19 protein-coding genes and 1 riboswitch are annotated in these 22,156 nt (G+C 49.4%); all 19 genes read left to right on the forward strand.

Annotated elements, in window-relative coordinates; translation table 11 throughout:
- The first annotated feature begins 181 nt into the window (after window positions 1-181).
- The 19 genes from Q3886_RS01670 (at window position 182) to crcB (ending at window position 21,949) form a co-directional block, all read left to right on the forward strand.
- A complete protein-coding gene (locus Q3886_RS01670; RefSeq protein ID WP_301859426.1) occupies window positions 182-1,150 on the forward strand; it encodes a C-terminal binding protein in 969 nt (322 codons plus the stop codon).
- Window positions 1,151-1,174: 24 nt separating this feature from the next.
- Window positions 1,175-1,978, forward strand: coding sequence for a polysaccharide deacetylase family protein (locus Q3886_RS01675; RefSeq protein ID WP_301859444.1), 804 nt, complete (start codon window positions 1,175-1,177; stop codon window positions 1,976-1,978).
- Between the two features lie 31 nt (window positions 1,979-2,009).
- Complete coding sequence (locus Q3886_RS01680; RefSeq protein ID WP_301859427.1) at window positions 2,010-2,954, forward strand: phosphodiester glycosidase family protein; 945 nt, start codon at window positions 2,010-2,012, stop codon at window positions 2,952-2,954.
- Between the two features lie 9 nt (window positions 2,955-2,963).
- The gene (locus Q3886_RS01685) at window positions 2,964-3,863 is read left to right on the forward strand and encodes a hypothetical protein (protein WP_301859428.1); all 900 of its coding nucleotides are present in this window, start codon (window positions 2,964-2,966) and stop codon (window positions 3,861-3,863) included.
- A gap of 13 nt (window positions 3,864-3,876) precedes the next feature.
- Window positions 3,877-4,206 (forward strand): hypothetical protein, encoded by a 330-nt coding sequence (locus tag Q3886_RS01690; protein WP_301859429.1) that lies wholly within the window; start codon window positions 3,877-3,879, stop codon window positions 4,204-4,206.
- 62 nt (window positions 4,207-4,268) lie between these two features.
- On the forward strand, window positions 4,269-4,775 hold the full coding sequence (locus tag Q3886_RS01695) for a hypothetical protein (protein ID WP_301859430.1): 507 nt from the start codon (window positions 4,269-4,271) through the stop codon (window positions 4,773-4,775).
- A 164-nt stretch (window positions 4,776-4,939) separates the two neighbouring features.
- The gene (locus Q3886_RS01700) at window positions 4,940-5,734 is read left to right on the forward strand and encodes an amino acid ABC transporter substrate-binding protein (protein WP_301859431.1); all 795 of its coding nucleotides are present in this window, start codon (window positions 4,940-4,942) and stop codon (window positions 5,732-5,734) included.
- Between the two features lie 12 nt (window positions 5,735-5,746).
- On the forward strand, window positions 5,747-6,547 hold the full coding sequence (locus Q3886_RS01705; RefSeq protein WP_301859432.1) for an amino acid ABC transporter substrate-binding protein: 801 nt from the start codon (window positions 5,747-5,749) through the stop codon (window positions 6,545-6,547).
- A 96-nt stretch (window positions 6,548-6,643) separates the two neighbouring features.
- Window positions 6,644-7,294 (forward strand): amino acid ABC transporter permease, encoded by a 651-nt coding sequence (locus Q3886_RS01710; RefSeq protein ID WP_301859433.1) that lies wholly within the window; start codon window positions 6,644-6,646, stop codon window positions 7,292-7,294.
- A 14-nt stretch (window positions 7,295-7,308) separates the two neighbouring features.
- Window positions 7,309-8,076: an amino acid ABC transporter ATP-binding protein gene (locus Q3886_RS01715; protein WP_301859434.1), complete on the forward strand. Its 768-nt coding sequence runs from the start codon at window positions 7,309-7,311 to the stop codon at window positions 8,074-8,076.
- Between the two features lie 152 nt (window positions 8,077-8,228).
- Window positions 8,229-9,668 (forward strand): glucose-6-phosphate isomerase, encoded by a 1,440-nt coding sequence (locus Q3886_RS01720; protein ID WP_301859435.1) that lies wholly within the window; start codon window positions 8,229-8,231, stop codon window positions 9,666-9,668.
- A 6-nt stretch (window positions 9,669-9,674) separates the two neighbouring features.
- Window positions 9,675-10,670 carry a UDP-glucose 4-epimerase GalE gene (gene galE, locus Q3886_RS01725; protein ID WP_301859436.1) on the forward strand — a complete coding sequence of 332 codons (996 nt, stop codon included), beginning with the start codon at window positions 9,675-9,677 and terminating at the stop codon, window positions 10,668-10,670.
- Between the two features lie 136 nt (window positions 10,671-10,806).
- Window positions 10,807-11,235 (forward strand): hypothetical protein, encoded by a 429-nt coding sequence (locus Q3886_RS01730; RefSeq protein ID WP_301859437.1) that lies wholly within the window; start codon window positions 10,807-10,809, stop codon window positions 11,233-11,235.
- Between the two features lie 2 nt (window positions 11,236-11,237).
- Window positions 11,238-12,347 carry a type II secretion system protein GspD gene (locus tag Q3886_RS01735; RefSeq protein ID WP_301859438.1) on the forward strand — a complete coding sequence of 370 codons (1,110 nt, stop codon included), beginning with the start codon at window positions 11,238-11,240 and terminating at the stop codon, window positions 12,345-12,347.
- A gap of 194 nt (window positions 12,348-12,541) precedes the next feature.
- On the forward strand, window positions 12,542-13,885 hold the full coding sequence (locus tag Q3886_RS01740; protein WP_301859439.1) for an MATE family efflux transporter: 1,344 nt from the start codon (window positions 12,542-12,544) through the stop codon (window positions 13,883-13,885).
- A gap of 432 nt (window positions 13,886-14,317) precedes the next feature.
- Window positions 14,318-14,749 (forward strand): hypothetical protein, encoded by a 432-nt coding sequence (locus Q3886_RS01745; protein ID WP_301859440.1) that lies wholly within the window; start codon window positions 14,318-14,320, stop codon window positions 14,747-14,749.
- Between the two features lie 80 nt (window positions 14,750-14,829).
- A complete protein-coding gene (locus tag Q3886_RS01750; RefSeq protein WP_301859441.1) occupies window positions 14,830-20,178 on the forward strand; it encodes an ESPR-type extended signal peptide-containing protein in 5,349 nt (1,782 codons plus the stop codon).
- 214 nt (window positions 20,179-20,392) lie between these two features.
- The gene (locus tag Q3886_RS01755) at window positions 20,393-21,364 is read left to right on the forward strand and encodes an Rpn family recombination-promoting nuclease/putative transposase (protein WP_301859442.1); all 972 of its coding nucleotides are present in this window, start codon (window positions 20,393-20,395) and stop codon (window positions 21,362-21,364) included.
- A gap of 101 nt (window positions 21,365-21,465) precedes the next feature.
- Window positions 21,466-21,532, forward strand: a riboswitch (Fluoride riboswitch).
- A 39-nt stretch (window positions 21,533-21,571) separates the two neighbouring features.
- Window positions 21,572-21,949, forward strand: coding sequence for a fluoride efflux transporter CrcB (gene crcB / locus Q3886_RS01760; RefSeq protein ID WP_301859443.1), 378 nt, complete (start codon window positions 21,572-21,574; stop codon window positions 21,947-21,949).
- Window positions 21,950-22,156 lie beyond the last annotated feature (207 nt).

Consider the following 22,156-nt stretch of genomic DNA (forward strand, 5'->3'; position numbering starts at 1 on the left):
GAAGTGCTTCGTTCTTTTTCCAAATCAAGTGTAACGGATGTTTGACAAACCTACACATTCAGTCTTTCCGGAATTAGGGGATATACTTGCTAATTGGCAAATAGGTGTTATATAATTAAATGTATCTGTATGGTTTTGTTGGTACAGAGAAATTTTTGCATTTAAGAAAAGGGGCTGTGATATGTATCACATAAGTGTTTTGACAGGACGTCAGGACGAAGATGATTTTGGAGAGCGGTTGCGTGACATAGCACGCGTAGAATACTGCCCATCTGAAAATGAGGATATAATGGCTGATCGCATGGAAGATACGGATGTCATTATTTGTAAGTCAGAAACTGTTTCTGCTTCGTTGATTGAACGATTGGACGACTTGAAGTTAATTGTTATTTTGTCTACCCGTTCTGATGCGGTTGATTTGGAAGCGGCTAGGCGCAGGGGAGTTTTAGTAATCAATAATACGTCATATTGCGTTGACGATATTGCCGATCATACATGCGCCATGATTTTGTCTTTAATTCGTCAGCTGCCGGAATACCAAAACGATATACGCAGTAATTGCCGTTGGGAATACGGTACCATTTCTTGGCCGATTCATCGCGTTTCCAGCAATCTCATCGGTCTTGTTGGCTTTGGACATGTTGGTCGTGCCGTAGCCTCACGGCTTCATGCCTTTGGCTGTAAGATACAGGCTTATGATCCCTTTGTAAGTGAACAGGTCATGGAAGCCAATCACGTTCGCCCTGTTGATTTTGAGGAATTACTGCGGAGCAGTGATGTTGTATCCCTGCATATGCCTCTGAATGAAACAACGCGGTACATATTTCAGGATGAACAATTCGAACAAATGAAAAAGGGCTCTATTTTCGTTAACTGCTGTCGCGGCGGGTTAGCTGATGAAGCCGCTTTATACCATGCCATTGATGATGGGCATATCCGCAGTGCAGCATTAGATGTTTTGTCTATGGAACATCCCAGCCCCATGCTGCTCAAGATGATTGCCCGGCCGGAGTTTTTGCTGACTCCTTGTGTAAGCTATCATTCTGTCGAAGCAGATATACAGGTCCGTAACGATGCGGAACATTATATTCGCCTGTTCTTTGCTGGCCGGTATGACGAGCTGCCAGTAGTTGCGGCACGCGAAGTATAAGGAGGGTCTTGGGTTTTGCGTATTATGAAATGGGCAGTCATGGCCCTGACTTGCTGTACGTTGTTAGGCGGATGTGCTGGTACGAATACTACAGGTGACTCTGCAGCAAACACGGCAGCTCCGCCGCAGGAACAGGTCGAAATGGCTGTTCCGGAAAAAGGCATTCCCGTCCTCATGTATCACATGATTGGCGATGTTCCTGATAACGATGCGGTTTTGCTGGAATCCCACTTCAGAGAACAAATGAAGTTCCTGAAAGATAATGGGTTCCACCCGATTACGCTGCAGCAACTGTATGAGTATATGACAAAAGGAAGTCCTGTGCCGGTAAATCCCGTTGTGCTGACTTTTGATGACGGGTATCCTGATACGTATTCTATCGTAACGCCTGTTATGGAAGAATATGGGTTCCCCTGCACGGTATTCATTCCGACCCGGGATGCTGATGATGGCGCACGGCTGACATGGGATCAGATTACGGAAATGCAAAAACGAGGCATTTCTATTTCGTCCCATTCGTATGAGCACATACGACTGGCTGAACTGTCGCCGGCTGCAATTGATGAACAAGTGCGAAAAAGTCAGGAAGAGCTTAAAAAGCATCTGGGAAGTACCAATGAATTCTTTTGTTATCCCTATGGCCGGGAAAATCCGGCTGTAGAAGAAGCGATGAAAAAGCACGGCATCAAACTGGCCTTTACGATGAATCCGGGATGGGCGAAGAAAGGCGATAATCCTTATGCGGTCAAACGTATTTGGATTGGCAATGCCGTCGATATAGAAAACTTTAAGCAGCGCATTACGACGGAGCACTACGAAGAGCGATAAGGCGCTGAAATCTTTTAGTTCTGAGGTAAACATGAAGAAATACTTCAAGGAAATTGGAAAATTCTTAATCTTAATGATGGTATTTTTTGCTGTCACATCTCCTTTTGTCGTGCTGTTTGGACCTTTTGACAACCTTAAGCGGACCGTTGTCGGCGCTATTTTAAAAAGCCGTCATCCCCAATATATTACGTGGCTGTTTTCCCAGGAAGAAATCGATAAGATTTTGGGCGGTATCAGTACGGCTCCTAAACAGCAGCTGTTCGATTTTCAGGTTCGCAGCGATTCGTCATTGAATTTAAAAAATATTGATTCCAGTCGCTTTAAAGGCTTTTTGCTGGAAATTCCCAATCCCAAGCGTCTGCAAGTAGCTACGGCGGAAAATATGGATGAAAAAGGCGATACGACGAGTGGCATTGCAACCCGTAATCATGCCGTAGCCGCCATTAATGCCGGCGGATTTTATGATGCTAATGGGACGGGAACGGGCCGCAGCCCCTATGGCTTTATCATTCATGACGGCAAATTTTTACTGGGTGCCGATGTATCGGATGATGAAACCAACGAATTTGTCGGGTTTAACGACGAAGGGCAGCTCATTGCCGGAACGTACAGCAAAGGGGAACTCATTAAGATGAATGCCAAAGAGGGCATTTCCTTTGGTCCGACCCTGATCGTCAATGGAGAGAAAATGATTACAACCGGCGATGGCGGCTGGGGTGTAGGACCACGTACTGCCATTGGCCAGCGCAAAGACGGCACTGTGCTGTTTTTAGTCGTTGACGGTCGTCAGCCTGGTTACTCCGTAGGCGCTACCTTGCGGGATCTGCAGAATATTCTCTATGAAGAAGGCGCCGTTATTGCGGCTAATCTGGACGGCGGCTCCAGTTCAACGCTGTTTTTAAACGGAAAAGTTATTAATAAACCGGCTGATCTGCTCGGCGAACGCATGATTCCGACGGCATTTATCGTCAAATAGGAGGAAGGTATGAAACTACGAAAAGTGATGGGCGCCTTTGTCCTGGGGATTGCCATACAAGCCGGCATATACGTCTATTTAGATTCTGTTCTGTTTGCGCCAACTTCGGACTTTCAGATTGCTGGTACGAACCAGCAGGAAGCACTGGGATTTGGCGTGGAAACAAACGGCCAGTCCTATTATTCCTTCGATAAGCGCTTTATGGCAACAGTTGTCGATGACAATGTAACGATTTATGAAGCCGGAAAAAAGGGCGAGCCCCAGCGCATTAGCCTGCATGGGCGCAAAGTATCTTTCTTCGAGTGGCTGCCTGACCGCAATCTGGCTATTTTTGCGACCTATGGCCGCGATGATAAGACCGGGGAATACGGCGTATATATTGCCCAGTACAACCCCATTTATCCGGAACGGGAGCTGGACACGCCTATTGAAGATGCGCCGGCAGACAGCAAGATTGTCGATGTGGCATATTCTACGGCGACAAACGTCGTATACATGAAGCTGGAAGTAGGGCCGAAGCGGTATCGCATTTATCGGACCGATGCCAACTATGATACGCGGCGTATTCATGTGCAGGCCGAAAATATTGGCCGCATTGCCGTATTCTATGATTCGGACACCTTCTTTTATGATAACCTTCGTACTGGCGTTGTCTATATGTTTGAAGGCGCTACCAGCAGCTGGCGGGAAATTTCGCCGAGCGGTAAATTCCGCCTTGTCGGCATAGACGGACAGGAAATATTTATTGCTGAAATGAACCGGGATGACAAAGTCGTAGCTGCCTATCGGGGACGGCTGAAACGGGGATTTACCAAGATCGCCACCTATAAGACGCCAGAAGACTTTTCTAAGATTACGCTGAACAGTATGCGCGAAGCGTCTGATAAAATGGATAATACTAAACGATAAGGTGTGATATACCATGGCAAAGCATAAGATACCTAAAAATCGATCCCTTGAAGACATGTTTAAAGGTGTTAAGGAAGAAATTACCTTTGAAACGGCTGACTGGGATGACGAAGAGCCGACTAAGCGGCCAGTTTTGCAGAAAAAGCCGGCCAAGCAGAGTGCTGCCGATTTTCGCAGACAGTTTTTCAGTGATGATCTGCAGGAAAAGGTAGGCAAAATGCTTCTGGATATTAAATTGGCCTATTACAAGGACGGTGTCGGCGATATTTCCCTGGAAGTCGTTAAAGATGGCCGCAATGTTGTCATAAAAACGGCGCCTAAGACGAGCAAGAAAAATCGTTAGCCAACTTGGCAGCTGCGGAGAGCGCATGGACGTTCTCCGCTTTTTTACAAGGAGTACAGAGTATGGTTACCAAAGAAGAACTCCAGCGTCGGTATCCCCATTGTGGTGATATTGAAGCAGGCTATGAAAATTCGAAATGGTTTTCCGTTCCCATGCAGCTGTTATTCACGCTGGCAGGCATGTACTTCTTTTGGGGGATGCTCAGCGAAACGACACTGGCTGCCAAACTGGATAATATAGCGGTCCTGCTGTTTTGTCTGTGGCGTATTCACCGGCAGCGCGATGTCATTTGCTATGTGACGAAAAAGGGCTTGGCCGTGCGTCGCCAGTTCATGTCTTTTCAGGATTTTTATGATGAGCAGTTTCATGAAGAAAAGAGCTTTATCTTTTTGCCATATAAGGATATTTTTCTCATATCTGACAGCTGGCAGGAAATCGAGCTGGGAAAAGCGGAAGAAGGCGGCATTGCTGTCCTGCCAGTACACTTGCAGTTCCTTTCCAAGCAGAATAAACAGCGGATTATTGATCGACTCAAGAAGGCCCAGGAAGAGCCAGATGACGTGTCATAAATAAAAAAAGAAGGTATCGGGCAAAAACAGGTGAAAAAGGGTAAAAACAAGCGTATTTGAAAGATAATATGCCGGTTTTTGCCTGTCTAATCTCTTCAATATTTTAATGAAATAAAGTACAATAGGGCTTGTATCAGTGATTTCGTAATGGAGGGAACGGGAGAATGAAGTGGAAGCAGTATGTTGCCATGGGCGCTGTATTTATAATGACTGCCAGTATGCTGACAGGATGCGGTGCTGATAAAACGAGCAGTGAAGGAACAGCCCAGCGGAATAAGATCGTTATTGGTCTGGATGATAATTTTCCGCCTTTTGGGTTTCATGATGAAAGCGGCCAGCTCGTAGGCTTTGATATTGACATGGCTAAGGAAGCGGCCAAGCGGCTGGGAATCGAAGTAGAGTTTAAGCCGATTGACTGGGACAGCAAAGAAACGGAATTGAAAAGCAAGAATATTGACGCTATCTGGAACGGCCTGTCTATTACGCCGGAACGAGAAAAGAATATCCTCTTCTCCCGACCTTATGAAAATGGTCCGCAAATCGTATTAGTGCGCAGTGATTCACCGATTCAGGGAAAAGCTGACCTGGCCGGTAAGATCGTAGGGACCCAGCAGGGCAGTACGGGCCTGGAAGCGATTGAAGCGGAACCGGACGTAAAAAATTCGTTTAAAGAATTGAAGCAGTATTCTGACAACGTCACATCCTTTATGGATCTGGAAGTAGGCCGTATTGATGCCGTTGTCGTAGCCAAGACGACAGCTGCTTACTTTATGACGAAGAACAAGGCTGATTTCCGTATTATTGATGTAGGATATCCGGATATTCCCAGCGGTGTCGGCATGCGCAAAGACGATACGGAATTAAAGGCAAAGCTGGATAAAGTGCTGGAAGATATGCATAATGACGGCACGTCTAAAAAGATTTCAGAAAAATGGTTTGGCATAGATATTTCGATGTAGGAGGAATGAGTAATGAACGTAAAAACATGGATGACTGCAGGATTGGCAGCTGTAGCAGCTGCGGCAGTACTGACTGGCTGCGGAGGCGAAACGAAGACAGCAGAACAGAAGCTGCCCGATAAAATTGTCATCGGCCTGGATGATAATTTCCCGCCCATGGGATTCCATGATGAAAGCGGTGAACTTGTCGGATTTGATATTGACCTGGCAAAAGAAGCGGGAAAACGCCTGGGCGTGCCGGTCGAATTTAAACCTATTGACTGGGACAGTAAAGAAGCAGCTCTTAAGAGCAAACAGGTAGATATGCTGTGGAACGGCCTGACGATTACGGAAGACCGGGCCAAGCAGATTGCCTTTTCCAAGCCCTATTTGAATAATGCCCAGATCCTCGTCGTACGCACCGATTCCCCTGTTGCCGACCGGGCTGGTCTGGCCGGCAAAGTAGTTGGCACCCAGGAAGGCAGCAGCTCCGTAGAAGCCCTGGACAAACAGGCTGATTTCAAAAACTCGCTGCAAGATGTCAAAAAGTACGGCGATTTCGTGGCGGCTTTCATGGATCTGGAACTGGGACGAATTGACGGCGTACTCGTAGACAGCGTCGTCGGCCGGTATTACATGAGCAAAAAGCCGGGCCAGTATAAAGTCGTCGACGATAAGATGGGCGACGAACAGTACGGCGTTGGCATGCGCAAAGAAGATACGCTGTTGCAGGAAAAACTGAACGGCGTACTGAAAGATATGAGTGCTGACGGAACGTTGACGAAGTTATCACAAAAATGGTTTAACGACGACATTACGGTAAAAGTTCAATAAAACATACGGTGTCGCAGGGGTGATAGGAGACAGGCGGATATACGCGTCTGTAGCCTGTCACCTTTGTGCGTATTACCTGATGAGCAAGGAGAAAAGATGGATTACTTATTTAATATTGTTCCTGCTGTAGCGGCAGGACTGGAAATTACGCTGAAAATTTTTATTATTACCATTGCCCTGAGCCTTCCCCTGGGAATTCTCATGTCCATAGCCCGTATTTCCCGCATTATGCCTCTGCGCAAAGCCATGGGCGCATACATTTACATTATGCGCGGCACACCGCTGATGCTGCAGATTCTTTTCATCTATTACGGCCTGCCTTTCATCATTGAAGGGCTGCGGCTTCCCGATTTCCCGGCGGCCATTATTGCCTTTGTCCTGAACTATGCCGCATATTTTGCTGAAATCTTCCGCGGCGGTATTCAGTCCATTGACCGTGGGCAGTATGAAGGCGCCAAGGTGCTGGGCATGACCTATGTTCAGACCATGCGCCGCATCATTCTTCCCCAGGTCGTTAAGCGCGTACTGCCGCCAGTAGCAAATGAAACGATCAACTTGCTGAAAGATACGTCGTTAGTATATATCCTGGCCATGAACGACATTCTGCGCATTACCCGCTCCATTGTACAGCGTGATTTTGACACAACGGCATTCGTTGTTGCTGCTGTATTTTACCTGTTTTTCACGTTTATTCTTACCAAAATATTCAGCTATCTGGAAAAACGGTATGCCGTATACGATGAATAAGGGAGGACGCAGTTATGAGCTTTATTGAAATGGATCATATAAAAAAATATTTTGGTTCCCTGGAAGTGCTGAAAGACGTGACGATGCACGTAGAAGAAGGCGAAGTCGTCTCGATTATCGGCCCCTCCGGAAGCGGTAAGAGTACGTTCCTGCGGTGCCTGTGTCAGCTGGAAACGATTGATGGCGGCAGTATTACCGTCGACGGCGACGTCATGGCCAGCCAGCCGAATCAGGCAGCCCATTCTGTCTATGCCCCGTCGGCACAGGTACGAAAAATCTGTCGCCGTATGGGCATGTGCTTTCAGCATTTTAACTTGTTTCCTCATATGACCGTACTGGATAATATTCTGGAAGCGCCCCGCATCGTAAAGGGCATGAAGACGGAAGAAATTATGCCCGAAGCCAAGGAACTGCTCCAGAAAGTCGGCCTGTGGGATAAGCGCAATGAGTACCCGTCCCGTCTGTCCGGCGGCCAGCAACAGCGCGTGGCCATTGCCCGTGCCCTGGCCATGAATCCGGATATTATGCTGTTTGATGAACCGACATCGGCACTGGACCCGGAACTGACCGGCGAAGTACTGCGGACGATTAAGCAGCTGGCTGATGAAGATATGACCATGATCATTGTCACCCATGAAATGGCCTTTGCCAAGGAAGTGGCTGACCGCGTCATTTTCATGGCCGATGGCGTCATTCAGGAAGAAGGGACGCCGCAGCAGGTATTTGAACATCCCCAGAACGAACGGACAAAAAGCTTTTTACATTCTATGCTTCGGTTTTAGTAGGCTGAACAGCATGTCAGATGTGTATAGTCTGACATGCTGTTTTTTGCATGTAAATTATTCGTCATGTCGAAACAGATATACTGACGGACTATACTGTTTATGTTATAATGGCTTTATAGTAAACTATTGATGAAAGGCTGTGAATGATAATGGCGACGATTGCATTGAAGTCCGGATTTATAGTTGACGCGGCTCATCTCTATGGTCCGGACAAGGTTACAGAAGCAGATATAACATCCCTGAAGCCGGCATATGAAAAAGCGCATGAAGCGATTATGACCATGCGCAGAACGGGACAGATGGCCGGACATGTCTCCAAAGACGGCAAGCCCGAAGACGTCCTGTTTCCGCAGCTTCCATACGTAGCAGAAGGGAATATCAACAGTCCCGAACGGATTCTTGCGCTGGAAGAACTGGCCCGTACTGTCCGCAACCGCGTAGATGCTGTCGTATTCTTCGGCATAGGCGGCTCCTACCTGGGCGGCAAGGTACTGTTTGATGTGCAGTGCGGCCCGTTCTGGAATCTGAAAAGCAGGGAAGACCGCAATGGCTATCCCCAGGTGTTTTTTGCCGGCAACAATGTCGATTCCCATACACTGCGCAGCCTTATTCAGTTTCTGAAAAAGAGCAGCGCTGCCAGTCCGGAATATACTGTAATGGCTGTCGTCATTTCCAAGTCCGGCTCCACCATTGAGCCCATGTCCAATTACATGATTTTCCAGCAGGCTCTGCAGGATGCCGGCATCCGTCTGGAAACGGTTGCCGTTACAGATCCCCATGAAGGCGACGGCGAAACGCTGCTGCACGGCCTGGCCCGCACGTCAGGGTGGCCTATTTTCTACGTTCCTGACGGCATTGGCGGCCGGTTCAGCGTATTTTCTGAAGTAGGTCTTATCGTCGGCGTTTTGGTCGGCTTTGATATCCGGCAGTTTCTGGCCGGGGCACGGGATATGGACAAGGCCTGCCAGAGCAGCGATATCTGGCAGAATCCGGCCCTCATGAACAGTGTGCTGAAATACTTGGCCGGAACCAGGCACGGGTGGAATCTGGAAGTCTTTATGCCTTATGCTGATGCGCTGAAATCCCTGGCAGAATGGTATATTCAGCTTCTGGCAGAATCTCTGGGAAAGCGGCTGAATAAACAGGGCCATGTCGTTCACTATGGCCGTACGCCAATCGTTGCCGTCGGAACGACGGATATGCATGCCCAGACGCAGGAACACCAGGAAGGTCCGAAGGATAAAGTCGTCCAGTTCGTTTCTGTTGCCCACTGGCCTGATGATATGAGCGTACCCCATCAGTACGATGCCTACCCGAAACTGGCAGCATTCAGCGGCCTGAAGCTCAGTCAGATTCTGGAAGCTGCCCGCAGTGCCAATGCCGAAGCCCTGGCCGGTGAAGGACGGCCCAGTGCCAACTATATTCTGCCGGAATTGACGCCGTACCATTTGGGCGAGCTCATGTTTATGCTGTGCCTGTCTGTTGCCTACGAAGGAGAACTGGCCAATGTCGATGCCTTTGACCAGCCTGGCGTCGAAGTATATAAGCGCTATCTCGGCAGTCGGCTGCAGCAGCTCAAGAAAGGATAAATGTTTATGAACGTATTAGTTACTGGTGGCGCCGGCTATATTGGCAGCCATACTGTCCGGGCCCTGCTGGCTCAGGGGCATCACGTGACCGTGCTGGACAACTTGTCCCGCGGTCACCGCGGTGCTGTCCCGGACGGCGTACCGCTTGTTGTAGAGGACATTCACCATGTCGATGCGGTGCGGAATATTCTGACAGACGGCGCTTTTGATGCAGTCATGCATTTTGCCGCCCACAGCCAGGTCGGCGAATCGATGGAACATCCATCCATGTATTATGACAATAATGTCGTCGGCTCCTACTGCCTTCTGGAAGCAGTCCGTCAGGCCGGCGTGCCTTATTTCGTATTTTCGTCTACAGCCGCTGTGTATGGCGAGCCGGAGAAGACGCCTATTACGGAAGACATGCCGTACTGTCCAACCAATGTTTATGGCCAGACAAAGCTTATGATTGAAACCATGCTGGCCCAGTTCAGCCGGGCGTATGGCCTGAAATACGTGGCCCTGCGGTATTTCAATGCTGCCGGAGCCGCGCCGGACGGCACTATTGGCGAAGATCATGCGCCGGAAACTCACTTGATTCCCCTTATCCTGCAGACCGCTCTGGGACAGCGCAGGAGCATCAAGATTTTCGGTACTGATTATCCTACGCCAGATGGCACATGTATTCGCGATTATATTCACGTAACCGATCTGGCTGATGCTCACTGCCGGGTTTTGGCCTATTTGGCCCAGGGCGGTGCGTCGCAGTATTTCAATCTGGGTTCTCAGCATGGATTCAGCGTACGGGATATGATTCAGACGGCAAAAGCCGTTACAGGACGGGATTTTCCCGTCGAAGAAGCGCCGCGCCGCGCCGGTGATCCGGCCGTGCTCATTGCCGGGTCGGAAAAAATCCGCCAGGTAACAGGCTGGCAGCCGCAGCGCAGCGATATTCAGACGATTATAGCCGATGCCTGGCAATGGCACCGGCTCCATCCGGAAGGCTATGGAGATACGAAATAAGCTAGCTGTCCTGATGGAACGGGGAAGGAACTTTTTAGCTCATCACAGGAGAACGTGGCTCCCATACGGGGTAATTATGCTCTGTTTGGCCGGCATTTGGTTCTGCTGGGATGGTGCGCCTTCCAGCCGACACGAAGTGATACGGGAGAAGAAGAACAGTCACAGTTCTTCTTCTCCCGTTTTTTCTGCGTCGGAAACGGTCCATCATGAAGACAGCATCAAAGGCGAGCTCCTGTGCTCTGCAGCACAGACTCAGCGCCGCCGTCCCCTTCCGGACCTGTTTGATGGCAGCCTGCCGAAGAAGGCTGCCAATACAAAACTGCCTGCTGAGACACAGGCAAAGCCTGCAGCAGCATCCACGCAGAATATGCCGAAACCACCGGTATATCCGGTTCTGCAGGGCATACTTCACCAGGGACACACGCGTCTGGCTTTCCTGGCACAAGACGGAAAAACGAAAGTCTGTGCTGTTGGGGAAGAATTTGCCGGATACCGTGTGGCCTATATTCAGGATCAGGCTGTTGGCCTGTATACGGACAAGGGTATTGTAGAAATAAGGAGATGACCATGAAGAAACAGGTTGCGTGTATTAGTGCAGGCCTTGCGCTGTGGAGTGCTGCCTGCGGAATGGCCGGCGCTCTGTCGGTTCAGGTCCAGGACGTGCCGGTGCGGTCCGTCCTGGAAGGACTGGCCCGCAGTGCCCAGATTAACTTGATCGTAGATGACACCGTAGAAGGCACCCTGACCGTTCATCTGCAGGATGTGACGGCTGAGGAAGCCCTGGCAGCTATTGCGAGGCAGCAGAATTTGTTTTACGAAAAGAAAGGGTCTATCCGCACCATGTCTGCTGGCCGCCGCAATGGAAAAGAAGGAATGAAGCAGGCCTATGTCTGGCAGCTGCAGTACGCGGCGCCTGAAGACATTGCCGAAGCGGTGCGGGCCCTGGTGCCGGATGCCGATGTGCGGCGCCATGATGATACGAATTCCGTTGTCATCGGCGGAACCGGGCAGGAAGCGGCAGCGGTACAGCAGCTGATTGATGAGCTGGATACAGCGCCGCAGCAAGTCGATATTGAAGTCGAAGTGGCCTCCATTGACCGCAGCGCCCTGCGTCAGGCCGGCGTAGAGTGGGACTGGTCGGCCCTGTCCGGCGGCTCCGGAGATCACACCTTTTCCTTTATTGCTCAGATTCGGGCCCTGGAAGAAAAAGGCAGTGCCCATATTCTGGCCAGGCCGCATATGCTTTCGGTCAATGGCCGAGAGGCGTCTATCCTCATTGGCGATAAGATTCCCGTTCAGACAGAACATCTGTCTGGCGGCGAGAAAACGACGACGACGACCTACGAAGATGCAGGGATTAAACTGCGCTGCATTCCGCGGATTCACGACGACGGCAGCGTAACATCCCATATTACGGCCGAAGTCAGTACGCCTGTCTTCGTGCCTGAATTAAAAGCCTACCGCATTGCGACCCGGCAGGCCCAGACGGTCGTGCGCATGAACCCAGGCGAAACCGTGGCTATTGGCGGGCTCATTCGCCGGGAAGACGTGGAAAGTCTGCGAAAAGTGCCGCTTCTCGGCGACATTCCCCTGCTGGGCAAGCTGTTTCGCAGCAAGTACAAGTCCAGCAAAGAAACAGAAGTAGTCATTCTCCTGCGGGCCCATACACGCAGCTGACGGGATGGGGCAGGACTGGTATTGTGCACATATACAAAAATAACCCCTCATGATATAATACCCAAAGAGGACGAGTCTTACCGGATACGTACAGAGCGACCATATCTTCGCAGTTGTGCATGGGTTCCGGAACAGACGGAATGGAAGGATACTTCCAGGAATGGCGTCCTTTTTTGGTGTCATGAGGAGGAGTTATGAACGTTCCATCGCTGCTGCACGACTGCCGGAAACTGTTGGCCGTCATGGTTCCCGTGCTGATTACCCAGGTGTCTACAGTGGGAATGAATTTTATTGATACTGCCATGTCCGGCCATGCCGGTGCTGCCGATCTTGCCGGCGTATCCGTAGGGGCCAATCTGTTTATGCCGCTCATGGTGGGCATTATGAGTATACTGGCTGCGGCAACGCCTATTATTGCGCAGCTCTTGGGAAGAAAGGAAAAAGCTGCGATTCCCGCTGTTGTACGAACTGGATTGTACCTGGCCTTCCTGGCGGCTGTGACGCTTCTGACAGCATACTGGCTGGGCATAGATGCCCTCATGCAGGGCCTTGCCCTGGAGCCGGACGTAGAACATGTAGCGCGGTACTATCTCCTGGCCGTCGTGATCGGCAGTTTTTTCCAGTTTCTGGTCATGCCCTTCCGGGCCCTGACGGATACGGTCGGGAGCACGACGCTGTCCATGAGCCTCTTTCTGGCGGCCCTGCCAGTCAACGGTCTCCTGAACTATATGTTTATCTTTGGTATGTGGGGTGCGCCCAGGCTCGGCGGCATCGGTGCCGGCGTGGCTACGGCCCTGACCTATGCCCTGCTTCTGTTCCTGTTTATTACTGTGACCGTCTACTGGGATGACTGCTTCCAGGGCCGGGCCATCGTCAGCAGCCTCGCCTGCCGGTGGAGCAGCCTGCGGGAGTATCTGGCTATTGGCATTCCCAACGGTCTGGGGGCCTTTATGGAGTCCAGTCTGTTTGGCTTTATCATTATTTTCATGACGCCTTTTGGTACGGATATACTGGCATCCCATCAGGCGGCCATGAATTTTTCCGGATTGATCTATATGGTGCCCCTGTCCTTTTCCATGGCTTTGACTATTCTGGTTGGCATTGAAGTCGGTGCTCATCGGTACGACCAGGCCCGGCGCTTTGGCCGGCTGGGCGTGGCTCTGGCTCTGGGCTGCGGCATGACGGCGGCGACACTCTCTATCTTGGGAAGGAATGTCATTGCGTCTATCTATGCCGGCGATGCAGCTCTGATTCCTCTTATTGGTCATTTTCTCATATATACAGCAGCCTGGCAGACCTTCGACGGCATTGCCTGTCCCATTCAGGGCATTCTTCGCGGCTATAAAGATGTGCGCGTCCCCTTTGCCCTCATGATGGTGGCCTATTGGGGCATCTGTTTTCCTACTGGTATTCTGCTGGATACCTATACCGATGCCGGCCCCTATTCGTACTGGCAGGGCCTGGTCCTGGGCGTCATGTGTTCTGCTGGCCTTCTGACATTCCGCCTCCGTCGTATAGAACGGAAATATCAACCTTAATCTTGCAGTACATACTGACAATGTGTCAGAATTCGGTATCTCCAGAAAGAGCTGTCCTTATCTCGTGTGACAGCTCTTTTGTATATCGTAACTGTCTGGGGGAGTATTGATTTTCCTTATTAAAGAATATATAATGAAATCAATTACAGAAAGGAGGTGAAGGTGATGAACCCTGTCCAGAATGAGTATTTGTGGTTAACTTGGAAGAATAAGGCTATCCGTCAGGCAAATGCCCTAACATATACCGGGGGGGGGGTATCCTGATGTAGAGGTTTTATGGCATTTCTTTGTATATACAGCACAATGGGGACAGTCTGTCTCGTTGTGGATTCATAGGAAGATAGCAGGACAGCGCCAGGCGGCGGTGTCCTATTTGGCGTGCCTGACTGTCGGTCTGGTGAACATGCCCCGCTTTCTCAGGACAGCAGCGGCATGAGCCGGAAATGTCTGGTTTGCGGAAAGGAATTTGAACCTGTCCGATGCACACAAAAATACTGCAGCGCAGCATGCCGGAAATACGCCTATCGTCATGGCATTGAAAATAAAACGTATCGCACGGAAAACGGTCAGGAAACGGTACTGCGGGAATTTACGTGCCTGCAGTGCGGAAAAAAGGTGCAGATTCGGGATTCCCGGGACCGGCGCATGAAGTTTTGCAGCCAGCACTGTGAACGATGGTACTGGAAGCAAAATAAAAAGGCAAAATCCGTATCTGTCGAGCGGACGTTTGTCTGTCGACAATGTGGAAAGGTCGTTACAGTCCGGAATCCCGGTGATCGACGCCGTATTTTTTGTTGTGCTGCCTGCTGTCGGCAGTGGTTTATCAATCATCAGCGAGATCGTCACGGCGTTCATGCGCCATGACAGCACAGGCAAAAACGAACAGCATCGGCCTGTGTCAATATACCCCCGGGTCCTATATGAGTAGGAAAGGAGAACATACGATGAATCGTATATACAAAGTAATTTGGAATAAAGCAAAAGGCTGCTATCAGGTAGCTTCTGAATTTGCCCATCAGCAAGGCCGCGGCGGCAGCTCGAAATCCGCAGCAGGCCGTATGGCAGCAGTGCTCGCTGTAACGGCATTGCTCGGCGGTGTAAGCGTGCAGGCAGCAGTTGTATCTGGTGATTCGCTTAGTGTACAAACTAAACTCCAGAATGAGGAAGATAATTATATTGCTTCAGTAAGTACGGGAGGCATTGTTATTGGTCAGGGACAAGGACATGCAACTACTGTAGGTGCTAAATTGCCAACTACTGGGATTGCAATTGTTCCCGAAAATCCGATGACAGGTGGAACTGCTAAAATGTATGTTTATGGTGGAGCCACATTCTCTGACGGTGCATATAATTTTAAAGACGGTATTGTTATCGGCGATCCCAATACAGACAATCATTATACGCTCAACACGGGTACTGTCACTACATTTAAGAACAACTTTGATGCGGTTAAATCAGACGTGGCGACAGCAAAGACAAACGTCAGCGGACTCCAGACAAATTATGACGTACTTTCCGATAAAGTCACCGCGTTGGAACAGAACGGCGGAAATAACGGTTTTGACAATAAAACAGGCAATGTTGTCATCGGAGGCAAAGTCGGTACTGCAACTCCGGCAGTGACAAATGCTGTGGTTGCCGGTAACGGTGCTAAAGCTGATACTGCTGCGGCTGTCGTTGTTGGCAGCAACGCTTCTGCCGGTGCAGGTACGTATGGTTCTGTCGTACTCGGTCGGAACAGCGCTGTCGTCTATGACGATATTCTCCACAATGCCAATGACACCCAGTCCCTGGAACCGACTGGTGTCGTTTCTGTGGGCAATTCCGGCAAGAATGGACAGCCTGCTTTCAATAGACGGATTATCAACGTAGCAGAAGGTAAAAATGCGACGGACGCCGTCAACAAAGGCCAGCTCGACACGGTCAATGCAGCTGCTGCAGAAGCTAAAACAGCATCCGATGCCAACACGACAAAACTCACAGCCCTCGATGCGAGTGCGGTGAAGTGGGATAATGCTAAGGATGGAAGTGTCGGCAATACCATTACAAAGAATGGATCTAAACTGTTGCTGTCCACTGATACAGCAGGTCTTACAAACGGCAAGGCCAATGTAACACTGTTAGGTAATAGTGCATCTGTTACTGTTGGTCAGAAGGGCTTTACTGTCAGTCAGGATGGTACAAAAGTTACTGGTGGTCTCAATGTAGACAACAGCAAGATTACTAACGTAGCAGCTGGCAAGGCTGAAACGGATGCTGTCAATGTGAAACAGCTCAGCGACGCAACTAAATACGCTGTGCAGTGGGATCATGTTGCCGCAACCGGCCAGAAACTGAATTCGATTACCGGCAACGGTGCTACTCTGTACCTGGATAAGGCTGGACTTACAGGGATTACCAATAATACCTCCCAGCTGGTAATGACAGGATCGACGATTGGCATGACCAATGGAAAGAGCTCTGTAACGGTCAATGACCAGGGCATTCTGCTCAATGGCAATACCACTGTAACTGGAAAGCAGTTTGTTACGGGCGGTCAGTGGGTCAATGGTAACCAGGTGGTTACAGGGACGAGCACAGTTAACGAACAGATCGTAAAGAATAGTCAGACCGTAGAGGGAGATTCTACAGTAAAAGGTAGCCAGAACGTACTTGGAACGCAGTCTGTCATGGGCGGCCAGTGGGTCAACGGCAACCAGACAGTTACAGGGACGAGCACAGTTAACGAACAGATCGTAAAGAATAGTCAGACCGTAGAAGGAGATTCTACAGTAAAAGGCAGTCAGAACGTGCTTGGAACGCAGTCTGTCATGGGCGGCCAGTGGGTCAATGGCAACCAGACAGTTACAGGAACCAGCACGGTCAACGAACAGATCGTAAAGAATAGTCAGACTGTAGAAGGAGATTCTACGGTCAAAGGCAATCAGTATGTCACCGGTGCGCAGAGCGTGGGAAGCCAGTGGGTTGTAGGCAACCAGGTAGTTGGTGGTAATTCTGAAGTCGATGGCAATTCTACGATCAAGGGTAATCAGACTGTAGACAAAGACTTGAGTGTGAAAGGCGATGCAGTCATTGACGGCAGCAGCACAGTCAAAGGCAACCAGTATGTCACCGGCGCGCAGACTGTAGGAAATCAGTGGGTCGTAGGCAATCAGGTAGTAGGCGGCAAGTTTGAAGTCGACGGCTATACCACCTTGAAAGGCGGTCTTGATGTTTCCAACAATAAGATTGCCAACGTAGCGGCTGGTGTCAATGATACTGATGCTGTCAACAAAGGCCAGCTTGATGCAGTGAATACAGAACTTACTGGTAAAACTGATGGTCTGAAAGAAACCCTTGGCAGTGCCGATTTTAGCCGTACAGCCTATGCTAAAGGGGCCGCAGATGTCACCGATGCAATCTACAAAGTTGATACCCAGGTACAGACAAATGCGGAAACCCTTAAGAAGCATACTGAACAGATTACGGCAGCGGGAGACCTTGCTAAGAAGCATACCACTGTCGTCAAGGGAGATAATATCGAACTGAGTGAAGGGAAAAATGCAGACGGCGGCAAGGAATACACTGTCAGCCTTGCGAAAGACATTACCGTAGACAAGGTAACTGTAAATGGTGAAGTCAAAGCCAACAGTGCTAACCTTGGCGGCGTAGAAATCGACGGCGGTAATATCAATGCGGCTACTGCATCTATTGATAATCTTGGCGTAAAGGGCAATCTTTCTGCCAGCACAGCAACGATTACCAATCTGGGCGTAGAAAACAACATCTATGCTAAACTCGGCACCATCGGCGGCGTAGGTCTTGAAAACGGCACGGTAACGGCAGATAAAGTCCAAGTTGGTAGTGTAACGTTGTCCAATACGACTGACAAAGATGCAGCAGCTCTTGCTATTGGTAAAGTTGATGACCATAACGCCTTCTCCGTAACTAACGATGGCGATGTACATAGCCTTGGCACGGTAAATGGCCGTGATTTCCAGAATAACAGCGGTACCTTTGTAGTAGATAAAGACGGCAATCTTACAGCTGCATCCGGCACTATTGGCGGAGTAGAACTGGGCAACAGCAATGGTACAAGCTATGTCAATGCTGGTTTCATCTATTCAGAAGGCCTGGCTGTAGGCAACCTCAGCGGTGATCCTGAAAAAGCTCCGTTCTATGTAGCTCCTACAGGGCATGTAACTGCCTATGGCGCAGACATGAGCGGTCAGAAGATTACCGGTGTAGCGAACGGCACGGAAGCTACCGATGCTGTCAATTATGGGCAGTTGACCTCTAAAGTCAACGAAGCTACCAAGGGCGTCGTTTACTGGGATGAAAAGGATGAAAACACCAACAAGATTCACGGAGTAGGCCTTGAAAATGGTGCAGTTACTGCAGATAAAGTCCAAGTTGGTAGTGTAACGTTGTCCAATACGACTGACAACGATGCAGCAGCTCTTGCTATTGGTAAAGTTGATGACCATAACGCCTTCTCCGTAACCAACGATGGCGATGTACACAGCCTTGGCACCATCAATGGTCGTGATTTCCAGAATAACAGCGGAACCTTTGTAGTTGATAAAGATGGTAATTTGAAAGCTGCTACAGCCAATGTTGGTGGCATTACGCTCGAAAACGGAATGGCCAATGGCGTACTGCTTAAAGACGGTGGCATTATGGCAGCGAAAGCTGATCTTGGCAATGTTCAGTTCAATGGTGATGGACGAATCAGTAATCTGGCAGCTGCTGAAAAAGATGACCAGGCAGTTAATTATGGCCAGATGAAGGGTTCTATCCAAGCAGCTACAGCAGGTTCTGTAAAGTGGGATGAAGGAACAACTAATACTATCCACGGCGTTACTCTTAAAGATGGAGAAGTAAAAGCCAACAAAGTAACCGCTGATGAAGCTTTCTTTGCGGATGGAAAACTTGTGGTTGATAAAGATGGCAATCTGTTTAGCCAGGGAATTCTCTCTGTAGGTCAGTCCTATTTGGGAAATACCGCGTCCTACATTAGCGGTGTTACATTTACAAGCGGTGCCAATGGTACTGCTGTACGTGGTCTTGCTAATGCAGTTACCAATTCTGCTGCAGACGGATTTGATGGCTCTGCAGCGGTCAATGTGAACACTTTGAATTCTGTTGTAAAAGAAGCAACGAAAAATCAGGTGACACAGGACGAAAAAGGTAACGTTACTATTAACGGAAAGCTGACAGCAGGCAGTGCGTCTTTTGCCAACGGTGCTACGACTATTGATGAAAATGGCATTAAGACGAATAACCTTACTGTGGGCAATACGACTATTGGTGAAAATGGTATTACTGTCAATGGTTCTGCTGTAGCAACCAGCAAAGATGTTGAAGGCATTAAGAATACCATTGGTGGAAGTGGTGAAAACGGGGCACTGAAACTGACCAATAATGCAGCGACCGTTGAAGCTGGTATTAATAAGAATACGGCTGATATTGCTGCAACGAACAAGGTTATCGGTGCAACTGGTGAAAAGGGCGCACTGAAACTGAAAAACGGTGCAGATACGGTTGAAAAAGGTATCAACCAGAACACGGCTGATATCCAGCAGAACCGTGAAGCCATCAACTCCCTGGGCCGCGGCCTGAGCGATTTGGGTGAAGAAGTGGACAACGTCGGTGCTATTTCCGCCGCTTTGGCTGGTCTCCATCCCCTCGATTATGATGGCTCTGGCTCGAAGTTCCAGATTTCTGCCGCTGTTGGTACCTACGACGGCACGCAGGCAGCTGCTCTGGGCGGCTTCTATCACTTCAACCGCGACGTCATGATGTCCCTGGGCGCATCGTCGTCCTTCGGCAGCGACAACAAGACGGCTGCTAACCTGGGCGTTACGTTCCGCGTAGGCCAGGGTGCTGATGAAGCTCCTGCTTCCAACAGCGCCATCATGGAACGGCTCGCCGCAATGGATAAGAAGATTGCCGAACTGGAAGCACAGAACAAGAACCTGACTTCTGTATTGGCTGTTATCGATCCGTCGCAGCAGAAAGCCTTCCCGGACGTACCGGAAAACCACTGGGCCTATGATGCAGTCGCACAGCTCGCTGGCAACGGCATTGTTCAGGGCTATCCGGACGGCGAATTCCACGGCGATCGTACCATGACGCGGTACGAAATGGCTGAACTGATTTACAAAGCCATGAAAAAGGGCGCTAAAGTAGATCAGAAGCTGGTCAACGAATTCAAGACGGAAATCTCTGCAGCACAGGCAAAAGATAACGCAGAAGCTGCAAAAGCCGCTGAAACAAAACCGGCTGAAACTGCCGAAACACAGGCAAAATAAATTGCCCTGACCGATAGGTCACACAACTTCAGTACTTACAACGAACATCCCGATTCTGCGACGGCAGAGTCGGGATGTTTGTGTTATGTCATCTGTGCAAGGTTCTTTCCTACGGCTCAAGCGCCATGGTATAATATAAGCAGAGAACCATGTTTGAAGGAGCTGTAAAGCGACGCGCAAACATGTGTGAATCGCTTACACCGAGCATAGCTCGGTGCTGGATAGTGTTCGCCTGGACATATATGTCCAGGATGACACTGGCCGTGTCTTCAATATTGAAATGCAGGTGGCTGTTATCAAGAGAAGAGGTGACCTGGTGGTACGATATAAAGAGTGGGAAGAACTGACGCTGCAGGATAATTTCCTGTTTCAGAAGGTCATGCAGAATCCGCGGATCTGCAAGCATTTGATCGAAAAGATACTGAATATTACCATTGAAAAGATTACCTATCCGGAGTCGGAGAAGACCATTGACATCCGTTTGGACAGCAAGAGTGTGCGTCTCGACGTGTATGTACAGGACGATACGGGACGCGTGTTTGACATTGAAATGCAGGTCAGTGCCGGGAAAGATGGCGAGCTGGCCAAGCGGAGCCGGTACTATCAGGGCATGATCGACATGGAAGTACTGGAAAAAGGCGGCTTGTATGAAGACCTGAATCCGACGTATATTATCTTTATCTGTACCTTTGATCTCTTTGGCAAGGGGTTGCCGAAGTACACATTCTGCAATCAGTGTGAAGAAGACGGGACTATCGCTCTGGGAGATGAGACGACGAAGGTCTTTCTGAACAGCAAGGGTCGGACAGAAGGCATTGATCCGGATATAGCAGCGTTTTTGCAGTATATTGATGGAAAAGACGCTGAAGGGGTTTTCATGAAAGACGTTGATGCAGAAGTCCAGCGCGTAAAGCGGCACGATGAAACGAGGCGAGAATATATGACACTAAAACAGGAATTTGAACGGATTGCCCGGGTGAATCGGGCAGAAGGCTGGGAAGAAGGAAGAGCTGAAGGTAAAGCAGAAGGAAAGGCAGAAGGAAAAGCAGAAGGGGTAGAAAAAACTCGGCTGGAAACAGCACTGGCCATGCTGAGAGATGGCATACACACCGACATGATTACGAAGTATACGACTTTCTCAGCCGAATACCTGGCTAAACTGGCCAAGGAACATCATATCGTGTAAATTGTTGTTCCTATTTGTGATGAATAAGAAGCCCGGCGTATATCCGTGAATTAGATCGGTATGCTATTGACAGGGAGAGGGCTTCCTGTATAATAAAGAAGAAATGCACAGGCGATGGGGTTCGCCGCAGATGACGATATATATCGTGTTGATGACTCCTACCTTTGGGAAAGGGTAGGAGTTTTTTCGTTTTCAGGAGATGATAGAATGGAAGCAATAGTTGCCGTTGCCGTTGGCGGCGGGATTGGCGCAGCTCTGCGGTATGGTGTGACTGTATGGGCTAATTTGCACGGTGGTATTTTATTCCCGTATGGAACGGTTTTGGTCAATGTCATCGGGTCTTTTCTCATTGGCCTGCTGATGATGGGATTTCAGAGTCACAACATGATCCCCCCGACGGTGAAGTTATTTGTTATTACCGGGATGTTAGGAGGATTTACGACGTTTTCCACGTTTAACATGGAACTTCTGACGCTGGTACGGGCAGGGGATATGATGTATGCCCTGTTATATGGCGGCCTGAATATACTGGGCGCCTTCATTTGCTGCTGGATTGGCATTGTCGCAGGCGAGCTGCTGTGGTAATCACAGACAGCAGAGAAGCCGTTTTGAAGGAACGAAGAGACGCACAAAACGGAGTGAATCGCTTATGCAATTTGGGAGATACCGTATAAAATCGATGTGAAAAGATGATTCATGTGGTATAAGCAGAGAAGCCGTTTTGAAGGAACGAAGAAACGCACAAAACGGAGTGAATCGCTTATGCAATTTGGGAGATACCTGCATAAAGTC

Source organism: uncultured Megasphaera sp. (genome assembly GCF_958350005.1).
Taxonomy (GTDB): Bacteria; Bacillota; Negativicutes; order Veillonellales; family Megasphaeraceae; genus Megasphaera.